26 protein-coding genes are annotated in these 23,256 nt (G+C 72.0%); 11 read left to right on the top strand and 15 right to left on the bottom strand.

Features of this window, described 5'->3' with window-relative positions; genetic code table 11:
* Positions 1-485: 485 nt before the first annotated feature.
* Positions 486-1,400 carry a hypothetical protein gene (locus ACFYP3_RS12065; protein WP_388830656.1) on the bottom strand — a complete coding sequence of 305 codons (915 nt, stop codon included), beginning with the start codon at positions 1,398-1,400 and terminating at the stop codon, positions 486-488.
* A 198-nt stretch (positions 1,401-1,598) separates the two neighbouring features.
* Between ACFYP3_RS12065 and ACFYP3_RS12060 the strand changes: the two genes are divergently transcribed.
* Positions 1,599-2,096, top strand: coding sequence for a pyridoxamine 5'-phosphate oxidase family protein (locus tag ACFYP3_RS12060; RefSeq protein ID WP_388830654.1), 498 nt, complete (start codon positions 1,599-1,601; stop codon positions 2,094-2,096).
* 24 nt (positions 2,097-2,120) lie between these two features.
* Here the strand turns inward: ACFYP3_RS12060 and ACFYP3_RS12055 are convergent, their stop codons facing one another.
* Positions 2,121-2,531: an SgcJ/EcaC family oxidoreductase gene (locus ACFYP3_RS12055; protein WP_388830652.1), complete on the bottom strand. Its 411-nt coding sequence runs from the start codon at positions 2,529-2,531 to the stop codon at positions 2,121-2,123.
* A 60-nt stretch (positions 2,532-2,591) separates the two neighbouring features.
* Here ACFYP3_RS12055 and ACFYP3_RS12050 point away from each other — a divergent pair, with 60 nt between their 5' ends.
* On the top strand, positions 2,592-3,140 hold the full coding sequence (locus ACFYP3_RS12050) for a flavoprotein (protein ID WP_388830650.1): 549 nt from the start codon (positions 2,592-2,594) through the stop codon (positions 3,138-3,140).
* Positions 3,141-3,222: 82 nt separating this feature from the next.
* Here ACFYP3_RS12050 and ACFYP3_RS12045 read toward each other — a convergent pair whose 3' ends face one another.
* Both ACFYP3_RS12045 and ACFYP3_RS12040 read right to left on the bottom strand, forming a co-directional pair.
* A complete protein-coding gene (locus tag ACFYP3_RS12045) occupies positions 3,223-4,407 on the bottom strand; it encodes an epoxide hydrolase family protein (protein ID WP_388830648.1) in 1,185 nt (394 codons plus the stop codon).
* Positions 4,404-5,525 (bottom strand): DUF6183 family protein, encoded by a 1,122-nt coding sequence (locus tag ACFYP3_RS12040; RefSeq protein ID WP_388830645.1) that lies wholly within the window; start codon positions 5,523-5,525, stop codon positions 4,404-4,406. The genes ACFYP3_RS12045 and ACFYP3_RS12040 overlap by 4 nt, the downstream gene beginning before the upstream one ends.
* A 250-nt stretch (positions 5,526-5,775) precedes the next feature.
* Between ACFYP3_RS12040 and ACFYP3_RS12035 the strand changes: the two genes are divergently transcribed.
* Complete coding sequence (locus ACFYP3_RS12035; protein WP_388830643.1) at positions 5,776-6,420, top strand: ScbR family autoregulator-binding transcription factor; 645 nt, start codon at positions 5,776-5,778, stop codon at positions 6,418-6,420.
* A gap of 123 nt (positions 6,421-6,543) precedes the next feature.
* On the opposite strand, the gene ACFYP3_RS12030 is transcribed toward ACFYP3_RS12035, so the two are convergent.
* Complete coding sequence (locus ACFYP3_RS12030; protein ID WP_388830640.1) at positions 6,544-7,362, bottom strand: alpha/beta fold hydrolase; 819 nt, start codon at positions 7,360-7,362, stop codon at positions 6,544-6,546.
* Between the two features lie 87 nt (positions 7,363-7,449).
* Between ACFYP3_RS12030 and ACFYP3_RS12025 the strand changes: the two genes are divergently transcribed.
* On the top strand, positions 7,450-9,477 hold the full coding sequence (locus ACFYP3_RS12025) for a transcriptional regulator (protein WP_388830637.1): 2,028 nt from the start codon (positions 7,450-7,452) through the stop codon (positions 9,475-9,477).
* Between the two features lie 7 nt (positions 9,478-9,484).
* Here ACFYP3_RS12025 and ACFYP3_RS12020 read toward each other — a convergent pair whose 3' ends face one another.
* Both ACFYP3_RS12020 and ACFYP3_RS12015 read right to left on the bottom strand, forming a co-directional pair.
* Complete coding sequence (locus ACFYP3_RS12020) at positions 9,485-10,150, bottom strand: response regulator (protein ID WP_388830634.1); 666 nt, start codon at positions 10,148-10,150, stop codon at positions 9,485-9,487.
* The gene (locus ACFYP3_RS12015; protein ID WP_388830631.1) at positions 10,147-11,202 is read right to left on the bottom strand and encodes a sensor histidine kinase; all 1,056 of its coding nucleotides are present in this window, start codon (positions 11,200-11,202) and stop codon (positions 10,147-10,149) included. Before ACFYP3_RS12015 ends, ACFYP3_RS12020 begins: the two co-directional genes overlap by 4 nt.
* A 291-nt stretch (positions 11,203-11,493) precedes the next feature.
* On the opposite strand from ACFYP3_RS12015, the gene ACFYP3_RS12010 reads away from it, so the two are divergent.
* Complete coding sequence (locus tag ACFYP3_RS12010; RefSeq protein ID WP_388830628.1) at positions 11,494-12,462, top strand: SDR family NAD(P)-dependent oxidoreductase; 969 nt, start codon at positions 11,494-11,496, stop codon at positions 12,460-12,462.
* A 75-nt stretch (positions 12,463-12,537) separates the two neighbouring features.
* Positions 12,538-13,023, top strand: coding sequence for a DUF1772 domain-containing protein (locus ACFYP3_RS12005; RefSeq protein WP_388830625.1), 486 nt, complete (start codon positions 12,538-12,540; stop codon positions 13,021-13,023).
* 36 nt (positions 13,024-13,059) lie between these two features.
* Here ACFYP3_RS12005 and ACFYP3_RS12000 read toward each other — a convergent pair whose 3' ends face one another.
* Positions 13,060-13,440 (bottom strand): VOC family protein, encoded by a 381-nt coding sequence (locus ACFYP3_RS12000; RefSeq protein WP_388830622.1) that lies wholly within the window; start codon positions 13,438-13,440, stop codon positions 13,060-13,062.
* 249 nt (positions 13,441-13,689) lie between these two features.
* On the opposite strand from ACFYP3_RS12000, the gene ACFYP3_RS11995 reads away from it, so the two are divergent.
* Complete coding sequence (locus tag ACFYP3_RS11995) at positions 13,690-14,121, top strand: VOC family protein (RefSeq protein ID WP_388830619.1); 432 nt, start codon at positions 13,690-13,692, stop codon at positions 14,119-14,121.
* Between the two features lie 102 nt (positions 14,122-14,223).
* Here the strand turns inward: ACFYP3_RS11995 and ACFYP3_RS11990 are convergent, their stop codons facing one another.
* The 3 genes from ACFYP3_RS11990 to ACFYP3_RS11980 all read right to left on the bottom strand — a co-directional run bounded on the left by ACFYP3_RS11990 (position 14,224) and on the right by ACFYP3_RS11980 (position 17,504).
* Entirely contained in the window at positions 14,224-15,237 is a 1,014-nt protein-coding gene (locus tag ACFYP3_RS11990) for a hypothetical protein (RefSeq protein WP_388830616.1), read from the bottom strand.
* Positions 15,238-15,398: 161 nt separating this feature from the next.
* Positions 15,399-16,742 (bottom strand): serine hydrolase domain-containing protein, encoded by a 1,344-nt coding sequence (locus ACFYP3_RS11985; RefSeq protein WP_388830613.1) that lies wholly within the window; start codon positions 16,740-16,742, stop codon positions 15,399-15,401.
* A gap of 330 nt (positions 16,743-17,072) precedes the next feature.
* Complete coding sequence (locus tag ACFYP3_RS11980) at positions 17,073-17,504, bottom strand: GNAT family N-acetyltransferase (RefSeq protein ID WP_388830610.1); 432 nt, start codon at positions 17,502-17,504, stop codon at positions 17,073-17,075.
* Between the two features lie 126 nt (positions 17,505-17,630).
* Here ACFYP3_RS11980 and ACFYP3_RS11975 point away from each other — a divergent pair, with 126 nt between their 5' ends.
* Entirely contained in the window at positions 17,631-18,299 is a 669-nt protein-coding gene (locus ACFYP3_RS11975) for a GNAT family N-acetyltransferase (protein ID WP_388830607.1), read from the top strand.
* A 13-nt stretch (positions 18,300-18,312) separates the two neighbouring features.
* Here the strand turns inward: ACFYP3_RS11975 and ACFYP3_RS11970 are convergent, their stop codons facing one another.
* Together ACFYP3_RS11970 and ACFYP3_RS11965 are read right to left on the bottom strand one after the other, a co-directional pair.
* A complete protein-coding gene (locus tag ACFYP3_RS11970) occupies positions 18,313-18,933 on the bottom strand; it encodes a glyoxalase (protein ID WP_388830604.1) in 621 nt (206 codons plus the stop codon).
* 58 nt (positions 18,934-18,991) lie between these two features.
* Positions 18,992-19,267, bottom strand: a complete 276-nt coding sequence (locus ACFYP3_RS11965; RefSeq protein ID WP_030721582.1) for an isoamylase early set domain-containing protein — start codon at positions 19,265-19,267, stop codon at positions 18,992-18,994.
* 247 nt (positions 19,268-19,514) lie between these two features.
* On the opposite strand from ACFYP3_RS11965, the gene ACFYP3_RS11960 reads away from it, so the two are divergent.
* Genes ACFYP3_RS11960 through ACFYP3_RS11950 form a run of 3 tightly spaced genes read left to right on the top strand, consistent with a single transcriptional unit; the run spans position 19,515 to position 22,329 of the window.
* Positions 19,515-20,354: a class II glutamine amidotransferase gene (locus ACFYP3_RS11960; RefSeq protein ID WP_030721580.1), complete on the top strand. Its 840-nt coding sequence runs from the start codon at positions 19,515-19,517 to the stop codon at positions 20,352-20,354.
* Complete coding sequence (locus tag ACFYP3_RS11955) at positions 20,351-21,652, top strand: glutamate--cysteine ligase (protein ID WP_388830599.1); 1,302 nt, start codon at positions 20,351-20,353, stop codon at positions 21,650-21,652. The genes ACFYP3_RS11960 and ACFYP3_RS11955 overlap by 4 nt, the downstream gene beginning before the upstream one ends.
* Positions 21,547-22,329 (top strand): ribonuclease BN, encoded by a 783-nt coding sequence (locus tag ACFYP3_RS11950; protein ID WP_388830785.1) that lies wholly within the window; start codon positions 21,547-21,549, stop codon positions 22,327-22,329. The genes ACFYP3_RS11955 and ACFYP3_RS11950 overlap by 106 nt, the downstream gene beginning before the upstream one ends.
* A 27-nt stretch (positions 22,330-22,356) precedes the next feature.
* Here ACFYP3_RS11950 and ACFYP3_RS11945 read toward each other — a convergent pair whose 3' ends face one another.
* Both ACFYP3_RS11945 and ACFYP3_RS11940 read right to left on the bottom strand, forming a co-directional pair.
* Positions 22,357-22,824: a hypothetical protein gene (locus ACFYP3_RS11945; RefSeq protein WP_388830596.1), complete on the bottom strand. Its 468-nt coding sequence runs from the start codon at positions 22,822-22,824 to the stop codon at positions 22,357-22,359.
* 160 nt (positions 22,825-22,984) lie between these two features.
* Positions 22,985-23,182, bottom strand: coding sequence for a hypothetical protein (locus tag ACFYP3_RS11940; RefSeq protein ID WP_388830593.1), 198 nt, complete (start codon positions 23,180-23,182; stop codon positions 22,985-22,987).
* Positions 23,183-23,256 lie beyond the last annotated feature (74 nt).

Genomic DNA, 23,256 nt, shown 5'->3' with positions numbered 1-23,256 from the left:
GACGACGTCCTCACCGCTCCGGTCGCTGAGGGGAGCGGGCGGCGATTGCCGCTAACCCCAGCCTGCCCGCCGAGGTGGTGGTGGTCCTGGCCGACGATCCGGACCCGGAGGTGCGCGCGGGGATCGCGGGCCGCCCGGACCTCGGAGCCGCCGAACGCCGCGCGCTCGCCACGGACCCCTCCCTGCCGCCCGACCTCGTAGAACGCCTGACCGTCGACGACGATCTCGGCGTGCGCGTCCTGCCGGCCCAGAACCATCCGGACGCCCCGGCGTCACTCCTGCTGCGCAGCTTCCTCGAGTGCCACGGCCACACGCGGGCGCACCTCACCACTCGGCCGCACTTCCCCACCACCGGCCTGGCCGCCTTCGCCGACCACCAGGACCCCGCGGTCCGCGCCTTGGCCGCCCTCGACCCCCAGACCGCGGGCCCGGCTGGCGGAACTCCTCGACGACGAGGAACTGGCCCACGCGGCCGCGGCGAACCGTCAGTGCCGGGCCCTCGGTGTGGCGTGATCGGCGGCGTCGAGGGCGCGCTGGGCCTTCCGTGCCTCCGCTCGCGCCGTCTTCGCCTCCCGGGCGGCCTGCCGGTGCCGGTGGTCGGCTTCCTCTGCGGCTGCGGCGAGGCCGTCGCGTTCCTCCCGGGCGCGGTCCAGCCGGGCCCGCAGGTCCGTGATCTGCTCGTCGAGCGCGCCGAGCCCGGCGCGGGCCCGTTCCCGCTCCGACTCCGCCGTGGCGAGCGCTTCCTCGGCCCGCTCCGCCTCCCGGTGCGTCCGGTCCGCCTCGGCGCGGGCCCGCGCCCGCGCCTGCGCGGCCCGGGTGTCGGTGTCGGTTTCCGGCTTGGTCTCGGACTCGGAGTCGGAGTCGGAGTCGGCTTTCCGTCGCTTCCGTGGCGGCGCCGTGCCGGGTACGTCCACGGGTGCCAGTTCGGCGAAGCCCACGACGGGGGGCGGGGCCTTGGCCAGCACGCCCCGCGCCCAGGCCTCGGCGGCTTCGGGGTCGGCGAGGACGGTACGGAGGATCTGCTCGATCTCGCGCTGAACGCCTTCGGCGACCTCCTGCCCCGCGTCGCCGGCCAGGCGTCGGGCCTCGGCGGCCATCGCCGCGATCACCACGTGCTGTTGGTGCGACAGCTTCCGCAGGTCCTCCCCGGCCAGGGTGCGGTGCGCCTCGCGCAGTTCCCGGCCGAGCTCCAGCAGGCGCCGGGCCTGGTCCGCGTCGGCGCGGGCGAGCAGGTTCGCGGCCCAGACGGCGAGGGTGGGCTTGCGCAGGGCCGCGATGCGCTTCGCCGCGTCCCGCTCCCCCGCCTTGCGCGCCTCGGCGACGTGCGCGTCCCGGGCTGCCGTGAACTCCTCCGGCCTGAGCCCGTACAGCTCGGTTGCCACCTCGTCGACGTCGACCACGGCACCACTCTCCCCCACCGGCGAGGTTTCGGCGCGCAGCGGCCGAGGGGACGCGCGCACCGGCCCGTCACACGTGACAGAGCGGGGCCACCGGAGATATCGTGGCCGCCCCCTCCCCGCCCCGTACGTGGTGAAAACACCTGGGATCACCCGGTCCGGGTGGTGCCGGCCGACGATCACTGGAAGGTGGGTCCGACCGTGCAGCCGAGCGAGATCAGCGAGGTCCTGAACCGTCCGCTCAGCCGGGAGCTCCTGGCCCGGGACCTGACCCGCCTGGCCTACGTGGCCAAGGACGGCACGCCGCGGACCGTTCCGATCGCGTTCGTCTGGAACGGCGCGGAAATCGTCATGTGCACTCCGAAGAACGCACCGAAGCTGCCGGCGCTGCGCCACAACCCGGCGGTCGCCCTGACGATCGACACCGAGGTGCACCCGCCGAAGATCCTGCTCCTGCGCGGCCGGGCCGAGCTGGACGTCGTCGAGGGCATCCCGGAGGAGTTCCTCCAGTCGAACAGCACGTACGCGATGACGGCCGAGCAGCGGGTCGTGTGGGAGTCCGAGATCCGTTCGCTCTACGACGGCATGGTCCGGATCGTCGTGACCCCCACCTGGGCGAAGCTGATCGACTTCGAGACGACCCTCCCGAGCGCGGTCGAGGAACTCGTCAGGCAGCGCGAAGCGCGCAAGGAGGCCTGAAGCACCGCGCCCGGGAGCGACATCTCAGGCCGGATCCGCCGCGACCTGCGTGTTCTGGCAGGCGGTCAGCAGCCAGGGGCCGTCCGCCTCGCGGGTCAGCACGTACAGCGGGGCGCCCTCGCTGCCGGCGCCGTCGGCCCCGTGGTAGACCTGACGCACCTTCACCGCGGCAACGTCGGGCCGCAGGAACTGTATGTGGACCACCTCGTAGGTGACCTCCCCGTCCCAACTCGCCGCGGGCAACACGGCCCGCGTGAAAGCGGCGATCTCCTCGAACCCGATGAGGACCTTCCCGTGCGCCGTGGTCCACAGGGCGTCCGGATGGAACAGGGCCAGGAACCCCTCGGCGTCCTTGGCCCGCTGCGTGCGCTCGACGGTGGCGACGACCTCTTCGATCGCCTTGATGTCGGGTTCGGTGTGGTTTTCGATGTCCATGGGCTTGATCATGCCGCCTCAACCTTACTTGAGGTCAAGCGATATGATCATATTGGCCCCATGACCACGAAGACCCTGTACCTGCTCTGCTCAGCCGCCCCGCCCGTCTTCGACGTCGCCCACGTCGTCGAAGACGCCCAGACCCGGGGCTGGGACGTCTGCCTGGGGCTGACCCCCACCGCCGCACACTGGGTCTCGGAAAGCCTGGACGGACTCGCCGCGCTCACCGGCCATCCGGTGCGCTGGCAGTACAAGTTCCCGGGCGAGGCCGACGTCTGGCCGACGGCCGACGCCCTCCTCTTCGCCCCGGCGACCTTCAACACCGTCAATGCCTGGGCCCTGGGCCTCACCGACCGCTTCGCCGTCGGCGTCGCCGCCGAGGCGCTCGGCAAGAACACCCCCACGGTCGCCATGCCCTGCGCGAACGCCGCGCTCGCCGCGCACCCCCAGTTCGAGACGTCGCTGGCCACGTTGCGCGGCGCGGGTGTCGAGCTCCTCTACGGCGACAACGGCTTCGTCCCCGGCCCGGCCGGCCCCGACGCCCCGGCCCACTTCCCGTGGCCGGCCGCCCTGGACGCCGTGGACCGCATCACCGCCACCCGGCTCTAGGCCGTCCCGGATCCTGCACGACCGGGCCGCGTGACGTCGTCGACGTCGGACTCCGTACGCCTCCCGGCACGGACGGCGCCGCTCAGCCGAGTTGCCGCAGGTGCCGCAGTTGCCTGAAGAAGGCTCGTACGTCCCCCACCAGCAGGTCGGGGACCTCCATCGCGGGGAAGTGCCCGCCCCTGTCGTACGAGGTCCAGCGCACGAGGGTGTCGGTGCGCGCGGCGACGTGCCGCAGCGGGATGAAGTTGTCCCGGGGGAAGTCGGCCAGCGCGGTCGGCGTGTGGGACACCTCGGGCGGCTGCCCGGCGTAGTCGGCGTGCGCCCGCTCGTAGTAGATCCGGGCCGCGCTGCCGGCCGTGCCGGTGAGCCAGTACAGCATGACGTTGGTCAGCAGCTGGTCCCGGTCGATCGGGCACCCGGGATCGCTCCACTCGTCGAACTTCTCCGCGATCCAGGCGAGCAGTCCCACCGGTGAGTCGGTCAGCGCGTACGCGAGGGTCTGCGGCCGGGTCGCCTGGATGTCGGCGTAGCCCTGCCGATCCCGCGCCCAGGTCCGGTACCGCTCCCAGGACGCCAGTGTCCGCTCCCGCTCGGCGGCGGGCAGCACGGCCAGTTCCTCGGGCCGGGGCTCGGCGGTGGCCCCGCCCCCGGGCAGCAGGTTCAGGTGCACCCCGATCACCCGCTCCGGCAGGATCCGCCCGAGCTCCCGCGAGATCGCGGCTCCCCAGTCACCGCCCTGCACGCCGTAGGTCCCGTACCCCAGCCGCTCCATCAGCACGCCGAACGCCCGCGCGACGCGCTTGAACTCCCAGCCCGGTTCGGTCGTGGGCCCGGAGAGCCCGAATCCGGGGATGCTCGGCAGCACCAGGTGGAAGGCGTCGGCCGGATCCCCGCCGTGTGCCCGGGGATCGGTCAACGGGCCGGCCACCCGCTGGAATTCGACGAACGATCCCGGCCAGCCGTGGGTCATCAGCAAGGGGGTGGCGTCCGGCTCGGGTGAGCGCAGGTGCGCGCAATGCACCCGCGCCCCGTCGATGACCGTGGTGAACTGCGGCCACTCGTTCAGCCGGGCCTCCGCCGCGCGCCAGTCGTAGCCGTCGCGCCAGTACCCGACGAGTTCCCGGACCCGCTCCAGCGGGATCCCGTACGCCCGCCCCACGCCGGGCAGCTCGTCCGGCCAGCGCACCCGGGCCAACCGCTCACGGAGGTCGTCCAGCCCGCTCTGCTCCACGTTCAGTCGGAACGCGCGCAGCCCCTCGCAGGTCAATCGGTGTCCGTGGCAGCGAGGACGGCCAGGCGCCGGCGGTCCGGGGTCAGGGCGGCCAGGCCGATGTCCCAGGCCACTTGCTCGAACCACTTCGTGTCGGCGTCGAAGCCGTGCCAGACGCAGTCCCGTACGCGTGCTTCGACCTCGCTGGTGGTGGCACCTTCCGGGCAGCCGGCCAGGGCGGCCAGGGACTGCCAGGCGGCGAGGCGGCCGTAGGCGCCGAAGGAACCGGAGTTGTACGCCCCGCCCGACGACGCCGCGGCGAAGAGCACGGCCCACGCCTGGTCGGGGCGAAGGACGGAGACCGACAGGGCCGCCTTCCGGCCCGCTCCGTCCAGGCAGTCCAACCTCAGCGTCAGGAGCGCGTTCGGGACGGACGCGGCGTCCAGCGGGGCCGCGAGAGCGAAGTCCCGTGCCTCGATGCGTCCGTTGGACTCTTCCGCCCAGTTCGCCACGGCGCCGGCCAGGGCCGTGGCCGCGGCTTCCGTCGTCGTCTCCTCCACCGGGGGGACGGACGCGCCGGCGGCCGTCACCGGTGCGCGGCTCTCCGACGGTCCGAACGGCATCGAGTGGCTGCTGCCGCGCGGGCCGTATCGGGGGAGGTCGGGAACGCCTTCCACGTCGGACAGCGTCAAGGGCAGCCGGCCCAACGGGTGGTGCCTCCAGTGCGGCGAGGTGGCCCAGCCGGCGACACCGGGCGTCTCGTGCACGGCGACACCCCTGAGCACGAGTTCGTGGAGCAGGCAGGCCCGAAGCTCCTCCGAGGCGGGTCCGGAGAACGCGGCGGCCAGGTTCTCGGCCTCCTGGCCGGAGGCGAGCAAGGAGGCCGTGAAACGGTCCAGGTTCCTGCTGGTGACCGCCTTCGAGGAGACCAGCCGCACCGCCTGGGCGGCGTTCTCGGGACCTGGTGTGGTGGCGAGCAGGCGGAGCAGGTGGTCGAAGACGCTTCTGTACTGCCACACCTGGCCGGAGCCGTACGCGCCGGCGAGGGCGATGCCGAGGTCCGCACAGAAGGCCGGGTCTCCCTGGGCGACCCGGCCGTCGGCCACCGCCCACACATCGGTGACCTTCGTCAGGTCCGGCAACCCGGTCACGATCCTCTGCATCTGATCAGCCACGGCGCCGAGCCTACGCGTCCGGCGGTCTCCGCTTCGAAACGCCCCACCCGGGCCGCCGCGCTCCTCGCCGTATCGGCTTCAACTCGCTTGCCACGGAATGCCGTTACGCAAAAACCCCACAACTCCGCGAACCGCTCACCCACCTCGCGAAACCAGTACCTGTCGACTGGTTTTCTTTCGGGCGGCCGGACTACATTGGCGACACACCACAGCGAACACCGCTCGACGACAGCGACCTGGGGGCGAGCACGTGACGAGGGTCAGACAGGAGCGGGCCGAGATCACCCGCCGAGCCATACTCGACGGCGCGGCCACGGCCTTCGACCTCTGCGGGTTCGACGGCACCAGCCTCAGCGACGTCGTCAAGTACGCCGGAGTCACCAAGGGCGCCCTGTACTTCCACTTCCCGTCCAAGGAAGCCCTCGCGCGCGCCCTGATGGACGAACACTTCCAGGTCTCCGAACACATCCCCGCGATCGAGAACCCCGGCCTGCAGACCGTCATCGACCTCACCCACCAGATGGCGCACGGACTGCGCACCAACGTCCGCATCCGCGCCGGCATCCGCCTGGTCATCGAGTTCGGCGCTTTCACCAACCCCGACCCCACGCCGTACGACACCTGGATCGCCACCTGCCGCAGCTGCCTGACACCGGCTCAGGAACAGGGCGACATACACCCCGCGCTCGACGTCCGGGCCCTGTCCACCCTCCTCGTCGGCGCCTTCACCGGCATCCAGGTCACCTCCCACGTCCGCACCCGGCGCGAGGACCTGCACACGCGCGTCACCGACCTGTGGAGCTTCCTCCTCCCCACCATCGTCCCCCCGCAGCGCATCACCCGCTTCCACCCCACCGGCACGCCGAGACCCGCCGCACCGCCCCCCACCGACTGACCCACTCAGGACGGCCTCGCACACGCCGTGGCGAACCACGGGGGTGCTCGCCACGGCGTGGCCGAGGCCGCCCTGCCCGCACCCGTCCCTTACTGATCGTTTCCCAGAGGGAGGTCGGCTCGGTCAGGATGCGAGGGGGTGCCGGGCCAGGAACCGGGCCAGGGCCTCGGCGACCGGCCTGGACCGTTCGATGTGAAGCAGGTGGCCGACGCCGTCGATGACGCGTTCCTCGACGTCGGGCACGGTCGCTCGGAGGAAGGCGGCGACCTCGACCCACAGCGGTCGGGTGTCGCTTCCCAGCACGGACAGCACTGGTTGACGGATCGCCGCGGCCTCCTCGGCGCCGAAGCGCCATTCGGCCAGGGCGGGGAGCTCGATCCCGAAGAACGTGTCGGCGTCCTTGACCGCCTGCTCGACGCTGCCCGGCAGGCGCTCGTCGAGCAGGGTCCGGCAGCGTTCCCCGTCCATGCCGCTGACGAGGGACAGGAACAGCCCGATGGCGCGTTCGGCGTCCCCGTCGGCGTACGCCTGGAACGCCGGCCCCGCCTGTGCGAAGAACGCCTCGCCCGCCGGCACCGACAGCAGGGAGAGCTCCAGCAGGGCGACCGTGGCGATGCGGTCGGGCCGGTCCTGGGCCAGCTGGGCGGCGACCGCCGCGCCGCTGGAGTGCCCGGCCACGTGGACGCGGTCGATACCGAGGTGATCGAGCAGCCCGATGGCATCGGTGACGTGGTCGGCGACGGCGACCGGCCCGGGCCTGTGGGTGCTGCCGCTCCAGCCCCGCTTGTGATAGCGGATGAGTGCGTAGCGCCCGCTGAGTGCCGGTTCGGCCAGGAGCGGGACGAACCCGTCGGAGAGGACCGGGCTGATGAACAGTACCGGCTCCCCGGTTCCGTGGATCTCGTATTCCAGCTGGATGTCGCTCACTGTGACGGTGTCCATGATGTCCTCCGCTGCGGTTGCGGCTCACTATGGAGGCGTAAGCGGAGCGGTTACCGCTGTAACCGGCCCGACCCGGGACCGAAGGACATGTCCGTGACCCCTGCCGCCGGTGACGGATCCGCGCTCGACCAGGCGCGGAGCGCCGCGGCCCGTGGGGCGTGGGCGGACGCCTACGCCGGCTACCTGGCGGCCCAGGAGGCGGGCGGGCTCGGCCCGGAGGACCTCGCCGACTTCGCCGGTGTCGCGTACGCCGCGGGGCACCTCGACGTCGCGATCGAGACCTGGGAGCGGCTCCACGGCGTGCTGTCCGGGCTCGGCGAGGACAACGGTGCGGCCGCAGCAGCCGTCCGGGTGGCCATGCACCTGCTGTTCGACACCGCGCTCATGGCACCCGTACGGGGGTGGCTGCGTCGCGCAGAACGCCTCCTCGACCCCGCACCGGCGACGCCCGCGCACGCCTGGTTCGCCGCAGTGCGCACCTTCGAGCGACTCCTCAGCGGTGACCTCGACGCGGCTCGGGACTGGGCCGCACGGGCGGTCGAGACCGGCTCGCGCACCGATCCGGCGGCAGCGGCGATCGGGCGCGTGGCCCAGGCCCGGCTGATGGTCCTCGACGGTGACGTCGAACGAGGCCTGGAGCTTCTCGGCGACGCCGGCACGGCGGCGATGGCCGGCGACCTCGACGCACTGTCGACCGGAGTCGTCTACTGCGAGGTGGTGTGCGCACTGCAGGGCCTGGCCCAGTACGACCTGGCCGAGCAGTGGACGGAGGCGATGGAGCGGTGGGCACGCGCGAACGCGATCGGCAGCCTCCACGGCCGCTGCCGGGTGCACCGGGCGGAGATCCTGCGCCTGCGGGGCCAGTGCGCGAACGCCGAGCAGCAGGTGCTGCTCGCGTGCGACGAGCTGCGCCCCTACGTACGGCGCGAGCTGGGGTGGCCGCTGACGGAACTGGGCCGGATCCGGCTGCGACGAGGCGACCTGACCGGCGCCGAAGAGGCGCTGCTCGCCGCCCACCGCCTCGGGTGGGATCCCGAACCCGGGCTTTCGCTCGTTCGCCTCGCTGCCGGTGACGTCGACGCGGCGGCCGCCGCGATCCGGGAGGCGCTGGCCCGGCCGCTGCCGGTGCCGTCGAAGGAGCTGCCGCCCACGTCCGAGCTGCGGCGGGCGCCGTTGCTGGACGCACAGGTCCGGATCGCCATCGCCGGTGGTGACGTGGGGACGGCGAGGACGGCGGCGCGCGAGCTCCACGAGGTCTCCGTCCGCTTCGCAAGCAACGCGCTCGCCGCATCGGCCCTGCACGCCCGGGGTGAGGTCCTGCTCGCCGAGGGCGACGCCGGCGGCGCGGCCGCGTGCTTCACCGACGCCGTCCGTACGTGGAGCGAGGTCGGCGCCCCCTACGAGACGGCCGAGTGCCGGCTCCGGCTCGCGGACGCCCAGCGCGCCGTGGGCAACGTCCGGGCCGAGGCCTTCGAGCGGGAGGCGGCGCGTACCGAGCTCGAACGGATCGCCCACGCTCCTGCGGCCCACGAGGCACAGCCGGCCTCGACCGAACCGGACACGTTCGTCCGGGAAGGCGATTACTGGAGGGTCGTCTTCAACGGTCGGCGCGTGACCGCACGCGACAGCAAAGGGATGCACCACCTCGCGCGGATGCTCGCCGCGCCGGGCCGGGAGTTCCACGTCCTCGACCTCGTCGCCGCCGACAGCGACGACCCCGACGCCGCGGCGGGCCTCGTCCGCGTCGGAGACGCCGGTCCCCTCCTGGACGACCGTGCCAAGCAGATGTACGGCCGGCGGCTCGCCGAGATCGAGGACGACATCAAGGAGGCCCGCGCCGACAACGACATCGCCAGGCGGGAACAGACCGAGCTCGAACGCGAATTCCTCATCAACGAACTCGCCCGGGCCGTCGGGCTCGGTGGGCGCGACAGGCACGCCGGTGTGGCCTCGGAACGGGCTCGGGCCGCAGTGACCCAGGCCGTCCGCAAGACCATCGGCCGCCTCCATGAAGCCTCTCCGGCGCTCGGCGACCACCTCGACCGGACGATCCGCACGGGGACGTACTGTGCGTACGTACCGGACCCGCGCGTTCCTTCCGGGTGGTCCACCTGAGCGACGGTCATTCCGGGGTGATGCCGGTGAGGACGGCGAGAACCGCAAGGCGGATGCGGTTGTCCCGGCCCGTCTTCGCCATGAGGCTGGCCACGTGCGTCTTGACCGTGGTGACCCCGAGATGCAGCCGGTCGGCGATCTCCTTGTTGGACAGGCCGACACCGAGCAGTCCGAGTACCTCCCGTTCACGCGGGGTGATGGCCGATACCGGGGTGTCCATCGATGGGTCCGACGGGGTGTCCGAGGACGGGCGGGTGTGGAGCGCCTGGGCCACGAGGCGGTCGAGTACGTCCCGACTGAAGGGGGCCTGACCGTCGGCGGCCCGGCGTACGGCCTCCAGGAGTTCGGCCGGCGGGGTGTCCTTGACGAGGAAGCCGCAGGCTCCGGCCGCGAGCGCCGGGTACAGGTGGTCGTCGTCGTCGAACGTGGTGAGGGCGACGACCCGGGTGGCGGGACGCACGGTCAGGATGCGGCGGGTGGCCGTGATGCCGTCCATTCCGGGCATCCTCAGGTCCATGAGGACGACGTCGGGAGCGAGGCGTTCGGCCAGTCGTACGGCCTCCGCCCCGCTGTCCGCCTCGCCCAGGATCCTGATGTCCTGCGCTTGCTCGAAGAGCATGCGCAGTCCCATGCGGACGAGCTGCTGGTCGTCGACGACGAGGATACCGATCACGACTGGGGCACCATGTGGCTTCCGAGGGCGGGCAGTTCGGCCGAGAGGCGCCAGCCCTGGGCTGCGGGGCCGACGTCCAGCCGGCCGCCGAGCAGGTCCACGCGTTCGCGCATGCCGATCAATCCGTGTCCGGAAGAACCGGGGGCCGGTGTTCGGGCCTTTCCGGCCCCGTCGTCGTGGATCGTCACGTGGACGACGTCATCGACCACCCGAACCGCCAGCTCGGCCCGTGCGCCGGGCCCGCCGTGCTTGGCCGCGTTGGCCAGCCCCTCCTGGGCCAGGCGGAGGACGGCGAGGCCACGTACCACGTCCAGCCTCGCGACAAGGGGATCCACGAATGCGGTCACGGTCAGGCCGGTCTGGCGGCTGTGTTCCGCCACCGACTCCAGTGCCGTCAGCAGCGCTCCGGGCGCGACCACGGAACCGATGTCGTGGTGGGTGCGGTCCGGGGCGCGCAGCACGGCCACCAGGCGCCGCAGATCCGTCAGGGCCGCGCCGGCGCTGGCGTGCAGGTCGTCGAGGACTTCGGTGATCCGCGGGTCGGTGGTGGCGGTGGTGCCGGGCGCGGCGGTGACGTGCCGGGCGACACCGACGCGCAGCACCATGGAGGAGACGTGGTGGGCGACGAGGTCGTGCAACTCGCACGCGATGGTGGTGCGCTCCGCCGTGCGGGCGGCAAGGAGCCTTTGTTCGGCGCGGAGTTCCTGCTGGTGCGCGTACTCCCGCGCGTGCAGTGCGGCGTCGCGGGTCACGCGTACGTACGAGCCGATGAGCAGCGGCGCGCCTGCGACGATGCACATCTTGTAGAGGATCGGGAGGGAACCGCCGGGCAGTTCTTCGAAGCGGTTCACGGCGATGGTGAGCGCCAGTACGGTCGCCCCGGCCGCGAGGCGGCGCCCGGACTGCTGGACCGCCAGCTCGAAGAGGGTGACCGCGGCCAGGACCTTCAACGAGGACACGGTGTCGGAGCCCAGCGCGTGTGCGACGACGAGCAGGCCTGACTGTGCCAGGAGCGCGCCGAACACCCATCTGCCCGCGACCAGGCACAGCACCAGGCCGGCTGCTGCCAGGCCCCAGTCCCTGGCGCCGGACGGGCGTTGCAGCAGCAGGGAGTAGCCGACCAGTACGCCGGCGAGCGCCAGGATCCGTAAGGTGGCGAATCTTCTGTCGAACGCAAGCTCGATGCGGTTGTCGGTTCACCCCTCTCACGATAGGTGTTCGCCGTCGCCCCGGGGTCCTGCCGTGGGAGGAGGCCACCTCCTCCCACCGGCCGCGATGTCCGTCCCGTGGAGGGAGTCGGCAACCCCGTGCGGCCTGCGAGCGTGATCGCCATGGATACGGAAGTGAACACGAACGCGAACACGCATACAGCCAGCAGTGCCGGCGCCGACGCGCGGTCCGCGACCCTCGGGCGGCGGTCCCTCCTCGGGGGAGCGGCGGCTCTGGGGCTGGGCGGCGCCGCTTCCGGCACCACCGCCCACGCGGCCGGCGCCCCGTCGAGGTCCCGCGCCAAGGCGGGCCGCTTCCTGGGGAAGTCGGTGCTCGTCACGGGTGGCACGTCCGGCATCGGCAGGGCGGCCGCGAAGGCGTTCGCCGCGGAGGGCGCTCATGTCGGGTTCTGCGGTCGACGGGCCGAGTTGGGGCGCCAGGTGGAACGGGAGATCCGGGACGCCGGCGGTGAGGCGACCTACATCCAAGCCGATGTGCGGGTGGACGCTCAGGTACGCGCCTTCGTGGACCGGGTCGCGAGCCGTTACGGCGGCCTCGACGTGGCCTTCAACAACGCCGGGATCGGCGGCGGCAGACTCCCCCACGAGATGAGCGTCGAGGAGTGGGACGACGTCCAGGCGACCGACGCGCGGGGCGTGTTCCTCGCCGTCAAGTACGAGATTCCGCACATGCTCAGGGTTCAGCACGGCGTCATCATCTGCACCTCGTCGTCAGCGGCCGAGCAGGCGCGAGCGAACGGCGCCGCGTACACCGCGAGCAAGCGGGCGGTGCAGGGCCTGGTGAAGTCCGCGGCACTCGCGTACGGGCCCAAGGGAATCAGGATCAACGCCCTGTTGCCGGGCACCACCGACACCCCCTTCGTCCGCCCGCCCGGAATCCCGGACGCGGATCGGCTGAAGTACAAGCAGGCGTGGGGCCCGCTCAACGTCGACGGTCTCGAACGGATGGCCGGCGCCGAGGAGATCGCGAGCGCGGTGCTCGGCCTCGCGTCCGACGACTTCCCCTACATGACGGGTGCCTCGATCGCCGTGGACGGCGGAAGCACCGCGGGCCGCAGAATGATCCAGCCGAGCGGTGCCTGAGGCTCGCCGTCGAGGCAGCGGCACACAGCTCACGCTTCCGTCACTCACCGCACCAAGTCCACAGAGGTGGTCCGTATGCCCATCAGACTCGTCAAGAGTCTCGCCCTGCTCACCACCGGCGCGCTCGCGGGCGCGTTCGGCTACGGCGCGGCCAATCTCGTCCCCACGTTCGACGCCGTACCGCTGGAGATGAGGCTGTCCTTCCACGCCCGGCTGATGGAGATGAACGGCATCACCATGCAGGGCGCCATGGCGCTGTCCGCACTCAGCGCCGCGGCGCTCGCGGTGATGACCCGCGGCACCACGCGATGGCTGGCCGGCGGGGCGGGGCTGCTGGTCCTGGCCTCCTTCCTGATAACCCGGCTGGGCAACGTCCCCATCAACGGCCGGATCAAGGAGTGGGCCGTCACCTCGGCGCCCGTCGATCACGCCGAGATCCTCGACCGCTGGGAGCTCTTCAACCTGTTCCGCACGGGCACCGCGTTCGCGGCCTTCGTTCTGCTGATCCTCCTGGTCCTACGCCGACCGGGCGCCGAGCACGAGGCGAACCGACCGGCGTAGGGGCGGGGAGAAAAGGGGAGGTGTACCCGAGGGGCGTCAGAGCGGATTGAGGCGGGCCTTCAGCAGGCAGAACTCATTGCCTTCGGGGTCGGCCAGCACATGCCACGGCTCCTCCCCCGTCTGGCCGACGTCGGCCGGGCGCGCACCGAGCGCCAGCAGGCGTTCGAGCTCGGCGTCCTGGTCGCGGTCGGTGGCGTTGACGTCGATGTGCAGCCGGGGCTTTCCCGGCTCCGGCTGGTCCCTGCGAATGAGGACGATCGTCGGCTGCGGACCGCCGAAGCCCTCGCGCGGCCCGATCTCCACGTAGTCCCCGTCCCCGGGGTCGAGCACGACGAAGTCGAGGACCTCGCACCAGAACCGCGCCAGCGCCTCGGGGTCGCGGCATTCGAGCACGAGCTCACTGATACGACACGCCATGAGACAAACCTGCTCTCAGCTCGGGAGTTGCCGGGACACACGCACACCTCACGGGCACCCGGCACGAACGATCCCGTCACCGTACCGGCGGAGGCTCGCACGAACGACTCTTTTTCATGAGCGAGGGCGGACGCCCGGGTCCGCGCAACTCGGAGGCTTGTTGGGCGTTTCGACGTGCCCGACCTGCCCGCGTGGGCGACGGTGTACCCAGCTCGGCACTCACGACCTGACACCCCCGAGGAGGCACCCATGGACTGGACGCTCGAAGTGGTCCCCGTCCCCGTCACCGACATGGATCGCGCGAAGGCCTTCTATGCCGAAAAGATCGGCTTCAGGGTCGACCTCGACGACGAGGTCGCGCCCGGCGTGCGCATCATCCAGATGACGCCGCCCGGCTCCCGCTGCTCCATCGCCATGCTCCAAGGAATGCCGGCAGCGCCCGGCACCCGAACGATGGCCCCCGGCACCCTCCACGGCCTTCAGCTGTGCGTCGTCGACATCGAGGCGGCCCACAGGGACCTGACGGACCGGGGGGTTGACGTGTCCCCGGTCCGCCATGTCGGCGCGTCGGGCTGGGAGGACGGCAAAGGCGGGACCTGGAACTCCTTCCTCACCTTCAACGACCCCGACGGGAACGGCTGGGTGGTGCAGGAAGCCCCCTCGGAGCTCGCCGAACGCTGAGACGCGCCTCCCCCGCCGGGCTCGGCCCCGCTGGTGCGGTGCGGGGGGCAGCGGGGCGTGGTCAGGGACCGATGCGGGATCACGGGCCCGCTGGGGATCGGATCACTTCGGCGCGACCGCGCCCGAGTCCGGCGACTGCTGGAGTCCGGAGGTGTCGACCGCCTCGAAGTCCGAGCCCTTGAAGCCCTTCAGCGCGTCGAGCTGCGCATTGTCCCAACCGGCGTGCTCCTCGCCGGTGATGTACCAGGCCGAGCCGTTGTCCGCCACGATGGCCCCGTACTTCTTGAGCGCATCGGCCACGGCCTTGGCCTGCGGGGCCAGTTGCGAGGTGTCCACCGAACTCTTGAGCCGCAGCCGCAGCCCCATGGGAGGCAGCGACGTGTCCGCCGCGGCACCCGCCTGGTGCCGTGCGGGCCAGATGTAGCTTTGGTCCGAGCGCGGAACGGTGATGCGGATCGCGTGGTCGATCCGCCCCGCCGCCGCCTCGTCGTAGCGCACGAGCCCGGGGAGGATGGCGAGGCCGGCGGCATCGGCCGAGGTCCACCCGTCGGGCCTCAGCGCGTGGGACCGCAGGTCGAAGACCGCGCCCGATCCCGCGTGCCAGGCGTTGTCGCCCTGCTGGCGTGCGTTCCAGAGTTCGTAGGACTTGCACAGGGCGCGGTCCCAGACGACCACGTGGCGGTCCCCACTGCTCGCCGGACCGTTCTCGATCTTGGCGTTCGGCGGGATCCGGTACCCGGACGTGTCGCTCTCCTCGGCGATGTCCAGGGTCACCTTCGTTTCCGGCAGGTTCGCGTCCGAGACGGTGACGGGGATGCCGAAGGGCTCGCCTTCCGTGCGCCCCGAGCCGAAGTCCGGGTGCAGGGACTCGGCGGAACCGATCGAGGAGACGTACTGGCCGGAGCTCGGGTGCACGGGCAGCCGGTCCACGGGTGCGCGCCAGAAGCTGTCCGCCAGTGACGTCTCACAGGGACCGTCGGCCGGGGCGACGGCAGCGGCGTCGGCCGCGGCGGAGTACCCGGGCATCAGGCACGCGGCGGCCAGAGCCGCCATGGCGGCCACCGTGGCGACCGCGGGGGTTCCTCTGGTCGAGCGCGACTCTGCCAGGCGTTTCATGGGCATCGATCGTCCTAGGTGGTCGTGCACGGAGGCACGGACCGGGGGGAGCCTTTCCCAGCGTAGCCACGTTCCCGCCCCGGCGCAGTCCTCCATGGGGCGCACTTCCTGCGTCACACAGAGAACCACACGGGATGACTGCATCATGCGGAACGGGCAGTTCAGAGGCCGGAGCTCGCCCACTGTCGGGGCGGCATCGCGTCGACCTGGGGCAGCGCGCGGGGTACCGGCAGGGCACGGTTGCCGGCGGCCGGGTCCGATGCGCGCGGCGCGGTGGTGCCGCAGAGGGACCGGTCCTTGTAGTCGATCAAAGCGGCGTCGGCCGGGTGCGGGAGGAGGACCGTGCCGTCCTCGCTGAGCCGCTGGTACTTCATCAGGTTGTATCCGATGGCGAACTGTCGTGCGCCGTCCGGACTGGACAGTGCCCACGTGCCGGCGCCCCAGACGGCCCCGTCATGACCCCAGGCGGGCCCGCAGGGCGTGTCCAGGGAGTAGATGCCGAGGCCGTAGCGCAGGGCGACGGCTCCCGTTTCGTCCTTGACGTCGATCGTGGTGCGCATCTCGTCGAGCTGGCGGCGCGGCAGCAGGTCGCCGCTCAGCAGGGCGCGGTAGAACGTGTTGAGGTCCTGCGGGGTGGAGACGAGGGCTCCCGCGGTGCCGGCCCAGGTCATGTTGTAGGTGCTGTAGTCGCGGGGCGGGTCGATGAGCCCGAGGAAGTTCTCGTACATGCGCGCGTGGGGGCCGCGGATGTACGGGTCGGCGCCGGGGAAATAGGTGTCGCGCAAGCCCATCGGCCGGATGACGTCCTGGGTGATCAGCCGCTCCGGGTCCTGTCCGGTCACCTTGCGGAGCACCTCGCCCAACAGCACGTAGTTGGTGTTGGCGTAGGCCCAGCCGGTACCGGGTTCGAACAGCTGGGGCCGGCCGACCCCGTATCCGATCAGCTCGGCGGGTCGCACCGTGCGGAACCGGTGGTCGTCCAGGCTGTGGGTGGTGCCGGTGCGGAGAGAGGGGAAGGCGTCCGCGACGTAGTCGTCGATTCCGCTGGTGTGGTTGAGGAGCATGCGGACGGTCACCTTGCGGCCGCGCTCGCCGGGCAGGAGTTCGGGCACGTAGTCACCGACCGGCCGGTCCAGGCCCACCCGGCCCTTCGCCGACTGCTGCAGTACGGCGACGGCGGTGAAGGTCTTGGTGACGCTGCCGACGCGGTGCCGCAGGTCGGGCCGGGCCGGTAACCCGGCGGAGACGTCGGCGAGTCCGGCGGCGCCGTCGAAGCGGGCGCGGCCGTCGCGGACCGCGGAGTAGACGCCGTAGATGCCCGCCTCGTGGATGGCGTTCAGCCTCCTCTGCAGCTGGGCGCGGTCGGGGTGCCGTCCCGCCACCGCGGCGTCAGTGGCCGGGGGACCCTCGCCCACGGCGCCCGCGGCCGGCGCGAGGGCCGCCAGCAGGGCCACGGCGACGGCGGTGGCGGAGGCGACCCGGCGCAGGCGTGGCACGGGGGTCACGGCGGGGCGGTGGACAGGGCCGGTGTCAGGGCGGGTGTGGGGCACGGCAGCTCCTCGTCGGTGGCCCGGTGGGCCCGGCGGCCCGATGGGGCCGGGGCGGTCCGGGGACACCTCGATTCTTCGCCCCGCACCCGAGGCGCGGCCTCCTCCGCCAGGACGAACCCGGCATCCACCTTCGGATGCAGAGGCACCTTGACAACCCATTACATTTGTCACAGCCGTCGACGACACCGTCAGTCGCCCGGTCCCGTGACCCGTCGAGCCCCGGACCCGCGCGGGGTCCAGGGACCCCCGCAGGCGGCGGCGACGAGGACGTCAGCGCCCGTGGGCTCACTGCTCGCCCAGCACCATCCACTTGCCCGGCTCGCCCAGCGGTTCGAAGCCCACCTCGGCGTACACCCCGTGGGCGTCCGCTGTGGCCAGCAGGATGCGGCGCAGTCCGTGCGGGGCGAGGTGGTCCTTGACGGCGCCGACCAGGGCGGTGCCCAGACCCTTGCCGCGGACGCTGGGGGCGATGTAGACGTCGCAGAGCCAGGCGAAGGTGGCCTGGTCGGTGACCACGCGGGCGTAGCCGACCTGCGCACCCGACGCGCTGTCGTAGACGCCGAAGTTCAGGGACTCGGCAATGGCCAGGTCCTGCTTCTCGCGGGGCCGGCCGAGGGCCCAGTACGCGTCCTGCGACAGCCACCGGTGTATCAGGGCGCGGTCGAGGCGCTCGGGGGCGGTGGAGATGTCGTAACCGGGCGGAAGGGCAGTGTCCATGCCCGCATCCAAGCAGGGCGGGCCGTTCCCGGGCCAACGAATACCCGCACGTCGGCGGGTGATCCGTGCGGCGTGTCCGCCGGTGGACGGCAGCGGCGGCCCGGTCCCGCTGCCTACCGTGATCCCATGAACGCACGCACAGCGCCGGCTTCCTCCGGCTACGGGATCCGGTGCGCGCGGCCGGTCGAAGCGCGAGCCGTCGCCGCGCTCCTGGCCCGCGCCTTCGCCGACGACCCGGTCATGACGTGGATGGTCCCCGGCCCCGCCGGCCGCGAGCGCAGGATCGCCGCCTACTTCAAGCTGGCCCAGCGGCAGCAGCGGCCGCGGGCCGGCGGTGTCCGGCTGGCCGCGACCAGCGGCGGCCGGCTCCTGGCCGCCGCGCTCTGGTCGGGTCCCGGCCTCTGGAAGGCCTCCGCGGTGTGGGAACTGGCGGCCGTGCCGCACTACGCGCGCGTCTTCGGCGTGCGGGGGCTGTCGCGGGCGGCGGACGTGCAGAACGCCCTGCACGAGGCCCACCCGGACGTCCCGCACTGGTACCTGTCGACGCTGGGAACCGACCCCGCGACGCAGGGTGCGGGCGTCGGTACGGCCCTGGTGCGGGAACAGCTGGCCCACTGCGACCGGCTGGGGCAGTGCGCCTATCTGGAGTCCAGCAAGGCCTCGAACGTGCCCTTCTACGAACGGTTCGGCTTCCGCGTCACCCGCGAGATCCGGATGCCGGACGGCGGGCCGGTCCTCTGGGCGATGTGGCGCGACCCGATGCCCGCCGGTCCCACCGGGCCCCCGCCGCGGTGAGGGATGAGGGGGATCAGGCGGTGGGCGCCGGGGCCGGCTCCCAGGCGTAGCCGTCCGGGTCGGTGAAGGAGCCGGCACCGCTGCCGAGGACGAGACGGTGCGATCCGGTGCCGTCGACCGGGACGCCGAGGTCCTTGGCGAGGGCGCGGCGCCCGTACAGCGCCAGCTTGACGGGGCCCGGCCCGGCGGCGAACTCGACGTACTTGCTGCCGAAGCTCTTGGCGACCACGAGGCCCTGACCGACGTAGAACTGCCTGGTCGCGGACACGTCCGTGGCTCCCAGCAGCAGGACGAGCTGCTCGATCTCCCGGGTGGCCGGGCCGGAGTCCTTCTTCGCCGAGCTGGCGACCTTCAGAATCGTCCCGTCCGGGGCCCGTACGACGCCTCCGTAGCCCCAGAACGACTTGGCGGCGGGCTTCAGCGTCGTCGCGCCGGCGTCGAGGGCGGCGTCGACGAAGGCTCGGACGTCGGCCGGCTGGGACACCGTGAGCGCCAGCGCGAAACCGCGGAACCCGGTCGTCGGCGCGTCCGAGGCACGCAGGCGCACCTGCGTGCCCAGACCGAAGGCGGTGTAGAAGCGGTCGGCGGCGGGGAGGTCGGCCACCTCGAGGGTGACGGATGCGAGAGAGGTCATGCCCCTCACGCTAGGCGCCGCTCCCCCGCCGGTGCTTCTCGAATCCTGACCGATCCGGTCAGGTGTGCAGGCGGCTGTTGCAGCCTTCCTGGTCTCCGGCGCTCTCGTCGTTGAACCAGTAGTCACCGGCCGCCAGGTACCGGAAGCAGTGCGTGCTCTCGTTGGGCAGTTCGACGGTGACGGCGCGCTTGCCGTCCTTGCGCGGCCGCAGGGTGTGGACCCCGGGCTGCCAGTTGTTGAAGTCGCCCACCACACTCACCGTCCCGGCCGGACTGTCCGCGGGGAGGACGAACGTCACCTGGGTACGGTCCTTGCGCAGCTTGCGCTCCAGCATCGGGGGCTCCTTACGGCACGCGGGTCGGATCCCACCATCCTGGGCAATGGAGCCGCCGCGCGCATGCCGACGCCGCCGCCGGCGCCCCGGCATCACCCTTACGCCACCATCCGTAGCCGGAAACACGCGGACCGCTCCTCCCCGCGTCCGCGCCCCACGGGTCGCGTACGGCCCCCGGGCGGTCCGTCGGCGCGAACCACGACACCGGCGGGATTAGGCTCGGAGGAAGCCGAGAAGGAGATGTGGCATGTGTCGCTGGCTCGCGTACCTGGGTTCGCCGATGCTGCTCGATGCCGTGCTCTACCGGCCGGAGCACTCGCTGATCAACCAGAGCCTCCGCTCCCGCGAGGGGGTCGAGTCGACCAACGGGGACGGTTTCGGCATCGGCTGGTACAGCGGGAACGACGACGGCACGCCGGCGGTGTTCCGCGACATCGGACCCGCGTGGAACAACCGCAACCTACGCGAGCTCGCCGCCCACGTGCGCTCCAGCCTCTTCTTCGCCCACGTCCGTGCCTCGACGGGCTCGGCTATCCAGCAGACGAACTGCCACCCGTTCCGTCACGGTCGCTGGCTGTGGATGCACAACGGGGCGGTCACGGACTTCCACCGGCTGCAGCGCGACCTCTGCATGGCGGTCGACCCGGCGCTGTTCCCGTCCATCGAGGGCTCCACGGACTCCGAGGTGATGTTCTACCTCGCGGTCACCTTCGGCCTCGACCAGGACGTCCCGGGCGCCGTGGCCCGGATGGCGGGTCTCGTCGAGGATCTCGGACGGCAGCACGGGGTGCCGAACCCGTTGCAGATGACGATCGCGGTGAGTGACGGCGAGCAGGTCTGGGCGTTCAGGTATTCGAGCCAGGGCTGCTCCCGGTCGCTGTACTACAGCAGCCGGGCCGACACCGTACGCCACCTCTATCCGGAACTGGACTACCTCAGGGAGGTCTCCGACGAGACGCGGATCGTGGTGTCGGAACCCCTGGGCAACCTGCCCGGCCTCTGGAACGAGCTGCCGGAGGCCAGCTATTCGGTGCTCCCCTCCGACCGGCACACGGACTACTTTCCGTTCAGCCCGAAAGCCCCGTGACCGTGGACCCCTGCGGGCAGACGCCGAAGCTGACCATGGGGGTCGAGGAGGAGTTCATCCTCGTCGACCGCCGCAGCCGCGCCCCGGTGGGCCGCGGGCCGCGCGTCATCGCGGAGGCGGCGCACCGGCTGGGCGCACTGGTCCAGCCGGAGTTCTTCACCGCGCAGGTCGAGGTGTGCACCAGGCCGACGTCGAGCACGGCCGCGCTCGCCGCCGACCTGGCCGGACTGCGCGGTGAGCTCGGGAAGGCCGCGGAGGCCGAGCAATGCCTGCTCCTCGCCTCCGGAACCCCCGTGATCCCTCCGGAGCGTCCGCTGACCATCACGCCCGACGCGCGCTACCGGCGGATGGCCACCCGCTTCGCGTCGGCCATCGGGGCCCGCGACCAGGTGGTGTGCGGGTGTCACGTGCACATCGGCATGGAGGACCGCGCCCAGGCCCTGGAGGTCTCGAACCGGATCCGCCCCTGGCTCCCGGTCCTGCAGGCGCTCGCCGCCAACTCCCCCTTCGACCGCGGCCGGGACACCGGTTACGCGAGCTGGCGCGCGGTCGAGCACGGCCGCTGGCCCACGGTGGGGCCCACCCCCGTCCTGGACGAGGGGGCCTACGAGCGCATCGCCGACGACCTCGTACGGTGTGGTGCCCTCCTGGACCGACGGATGATCTACTGGTACGCCCGGCCCTCCGAGCACGTGCCGACGCTCGAGATCCGCATCGCCGACGTGAACGCGGATCTGGACACCGTCGTCCTGCTGGCCGCACTCGTACGGGGGCTCGCCGCCACCGTGCTGCCGGAGATCGACGAAGGCCGGCCGGCGCCGTGCGTCGAGGGCGGAAGGCTGCGGGAGGCACACCGGCTCGCCGCCCTGCACGGCCTCGACGGTGACGGACTGGATCCGTGCCGCGGCGCACGCCTGCCGGCCTGGGAGCTGGTCGACCGGCTGCGCGAGCGGGCCGCACCCGGACTCGGCGCCTCGGGCGACCTGCTCCTCGTCGACACCCTGCTCGACCACCTGCGCGCCACGGGCGGCGGCGCGGCCGCACAGCGCGCCGCCCACCGGCGCCACGGGCGGCTGAGCGATGTGGTGGACGCCCTCGCACGGGAGGTCCTACCGTGGGAAGGGCAGCAGCTGGAGCCGCCATGCCCACGACCAGATCCGAGGGAACCAAGCAGCCGTCGCCGGCCGCCCGCATCGCCAGCAGCATCCGCCGGGTGCGGGCCGGACGCCGCTGGGGAAACGTCCGGGACCTGCAACTGTGGCAACGCGCGCTCGGGTTCGCCGCGCTCGGCTTCCTGACCCTGGTCCCCCTGCTGGTCGTCGTGTCCGCCGCCGACGCCACCGACGGACAGGGTTTCGCCCAATGGCTCGGTGACGGGCTCGGCGTGTCCGCACCCGCCATGGTGGAGATCAAACAGCTCTTCGCCCTGCCCGGTCAGGTGTGGCGGACCACGACGGCCTTCGGCCTCGCCCTGCTCACGGTGTTCGGCCTGTCCTTCGGCACGGCCCTGCAGAGCGGCTACGAGAAGGTCTGGGACCTGCCCCCGGCCCGCTGGTGGAACAGATGGCGACACGTCCTGTGGCTCGCCGTGCTGATCGGCGCCCTCTACCTCTCCGCGATCTCCCCGCCGTGGCGCCACTCCCCCGCCCGCGGTTTCGTCACGGTCGTCATCGGCACCCTGTTCTTCTGGTGGTCCCAGCGGCTGCTGCTCGCCGGCCGCATCCCCTGGCGCGCCCTGTTCCCCGGAGCGGTGGCCACCATGCTCGGGCTCTTCGGGCTCCGGGTCTTCTCCCGCCTGGTCTTCTCACCGCTGATCGCGTCCAGCGCCGTCTCGTACGGGCCCTTCGGCACCGTCCTCGTCATCCAGTCCTGGCTCGTCGGCATCGGCGTCGTCGTGTTCGGCGGTGCGCTCCTCGGCCGGCTGTTCCACGACGGACGGGCGCGCCCCGCGAACCCTCCGGATCGGGTTCGCTGAGGCGCGCCGGGGCGGGGCGTCCGTGCGTCACTCGGTGGCGGGCACGTGCGTCCAACTGGTGCACAGGGCCCAGATGATGAAGACGTCGATCGCGATGATGATGATGGACCACCAGGGCTGGTACGGCAGCCACATGAAGTTGGCGAGGACGCTGAGGCTGGCGAGTGCGATGCCCGCGCCCCTGGCCACGTTCGAGCCGGCGATCAGGCCCACTCCGGTGAGCACGGCGATGATGCCGATGACGAGATGGATCCAGCCCCATGCCGTCAGGTCGAATTCGAAGACGTAGTTGCCGATGCGCGAGTAGACGTCGTCCTTGGAGATGGCCGCGATGCCCTGGAATATCGCGAGGCACCCGGTCACGAGGAGGAGCACCGCTGCGAACAGCGTGCCCACGCTCCCCGCACCGTCGTTCTGGCTGCCGGGGAGCAGTGGTGCGTTGCCCGGCGCGGGGCCTGTGTTCCAGTTCCCCCCGGTCGGTGTCGGCTGACCCATGGAATTCACCTCACAGATGGCGGTACGGCGCCGGACCGTCCTGCTTCCGGCTCGGCCGGGTCACAGGCATCGGCACCCACATCGCAGTGTCGTCCGGCGCGGGAGTGCCTGTGATCACCCGAAGCGGGTGGTCTTGGCTCCGCCGGGAGCGCGCGTGGTGTCAGGCGGGCAGCCGGCGCATTTCGAGTACCCGCAGGCCCAGGGACTGGAAGCGGGTGAGCAGGCCGTACAGGTGGGCCTCGTCGCTGACGCTGCCGTGCAGGAGCGTCTGCTCCCGGACGGGGATCCGGTCGAGTTCGGGGAAGCTCGCGGCGAGGGTGTCCGGCACGACGCCCGAGATGCGGAATTCGTAGCGCATGAGAGCACTCACTCCTCTGGGGACGGGACGGGACGGGGCGGGGCCTCCGTCGTCCTCATCGTCGGTCCTCGCCC

The organism is Streptomyces sp. NPDC005533 (genome assembly GCF_042871845.1).
In the GTDB taxonomy this organism is placed as follows: Bacteria; Actinomycetota; Actinomycetes; order Streptomycetales; family Streptomycetaceae; genus Streptomyces.
Note: the sequence above shows the minus strand (reverse complement) of the source record. Positions and strands in the feature narration are given on the sequence as shown.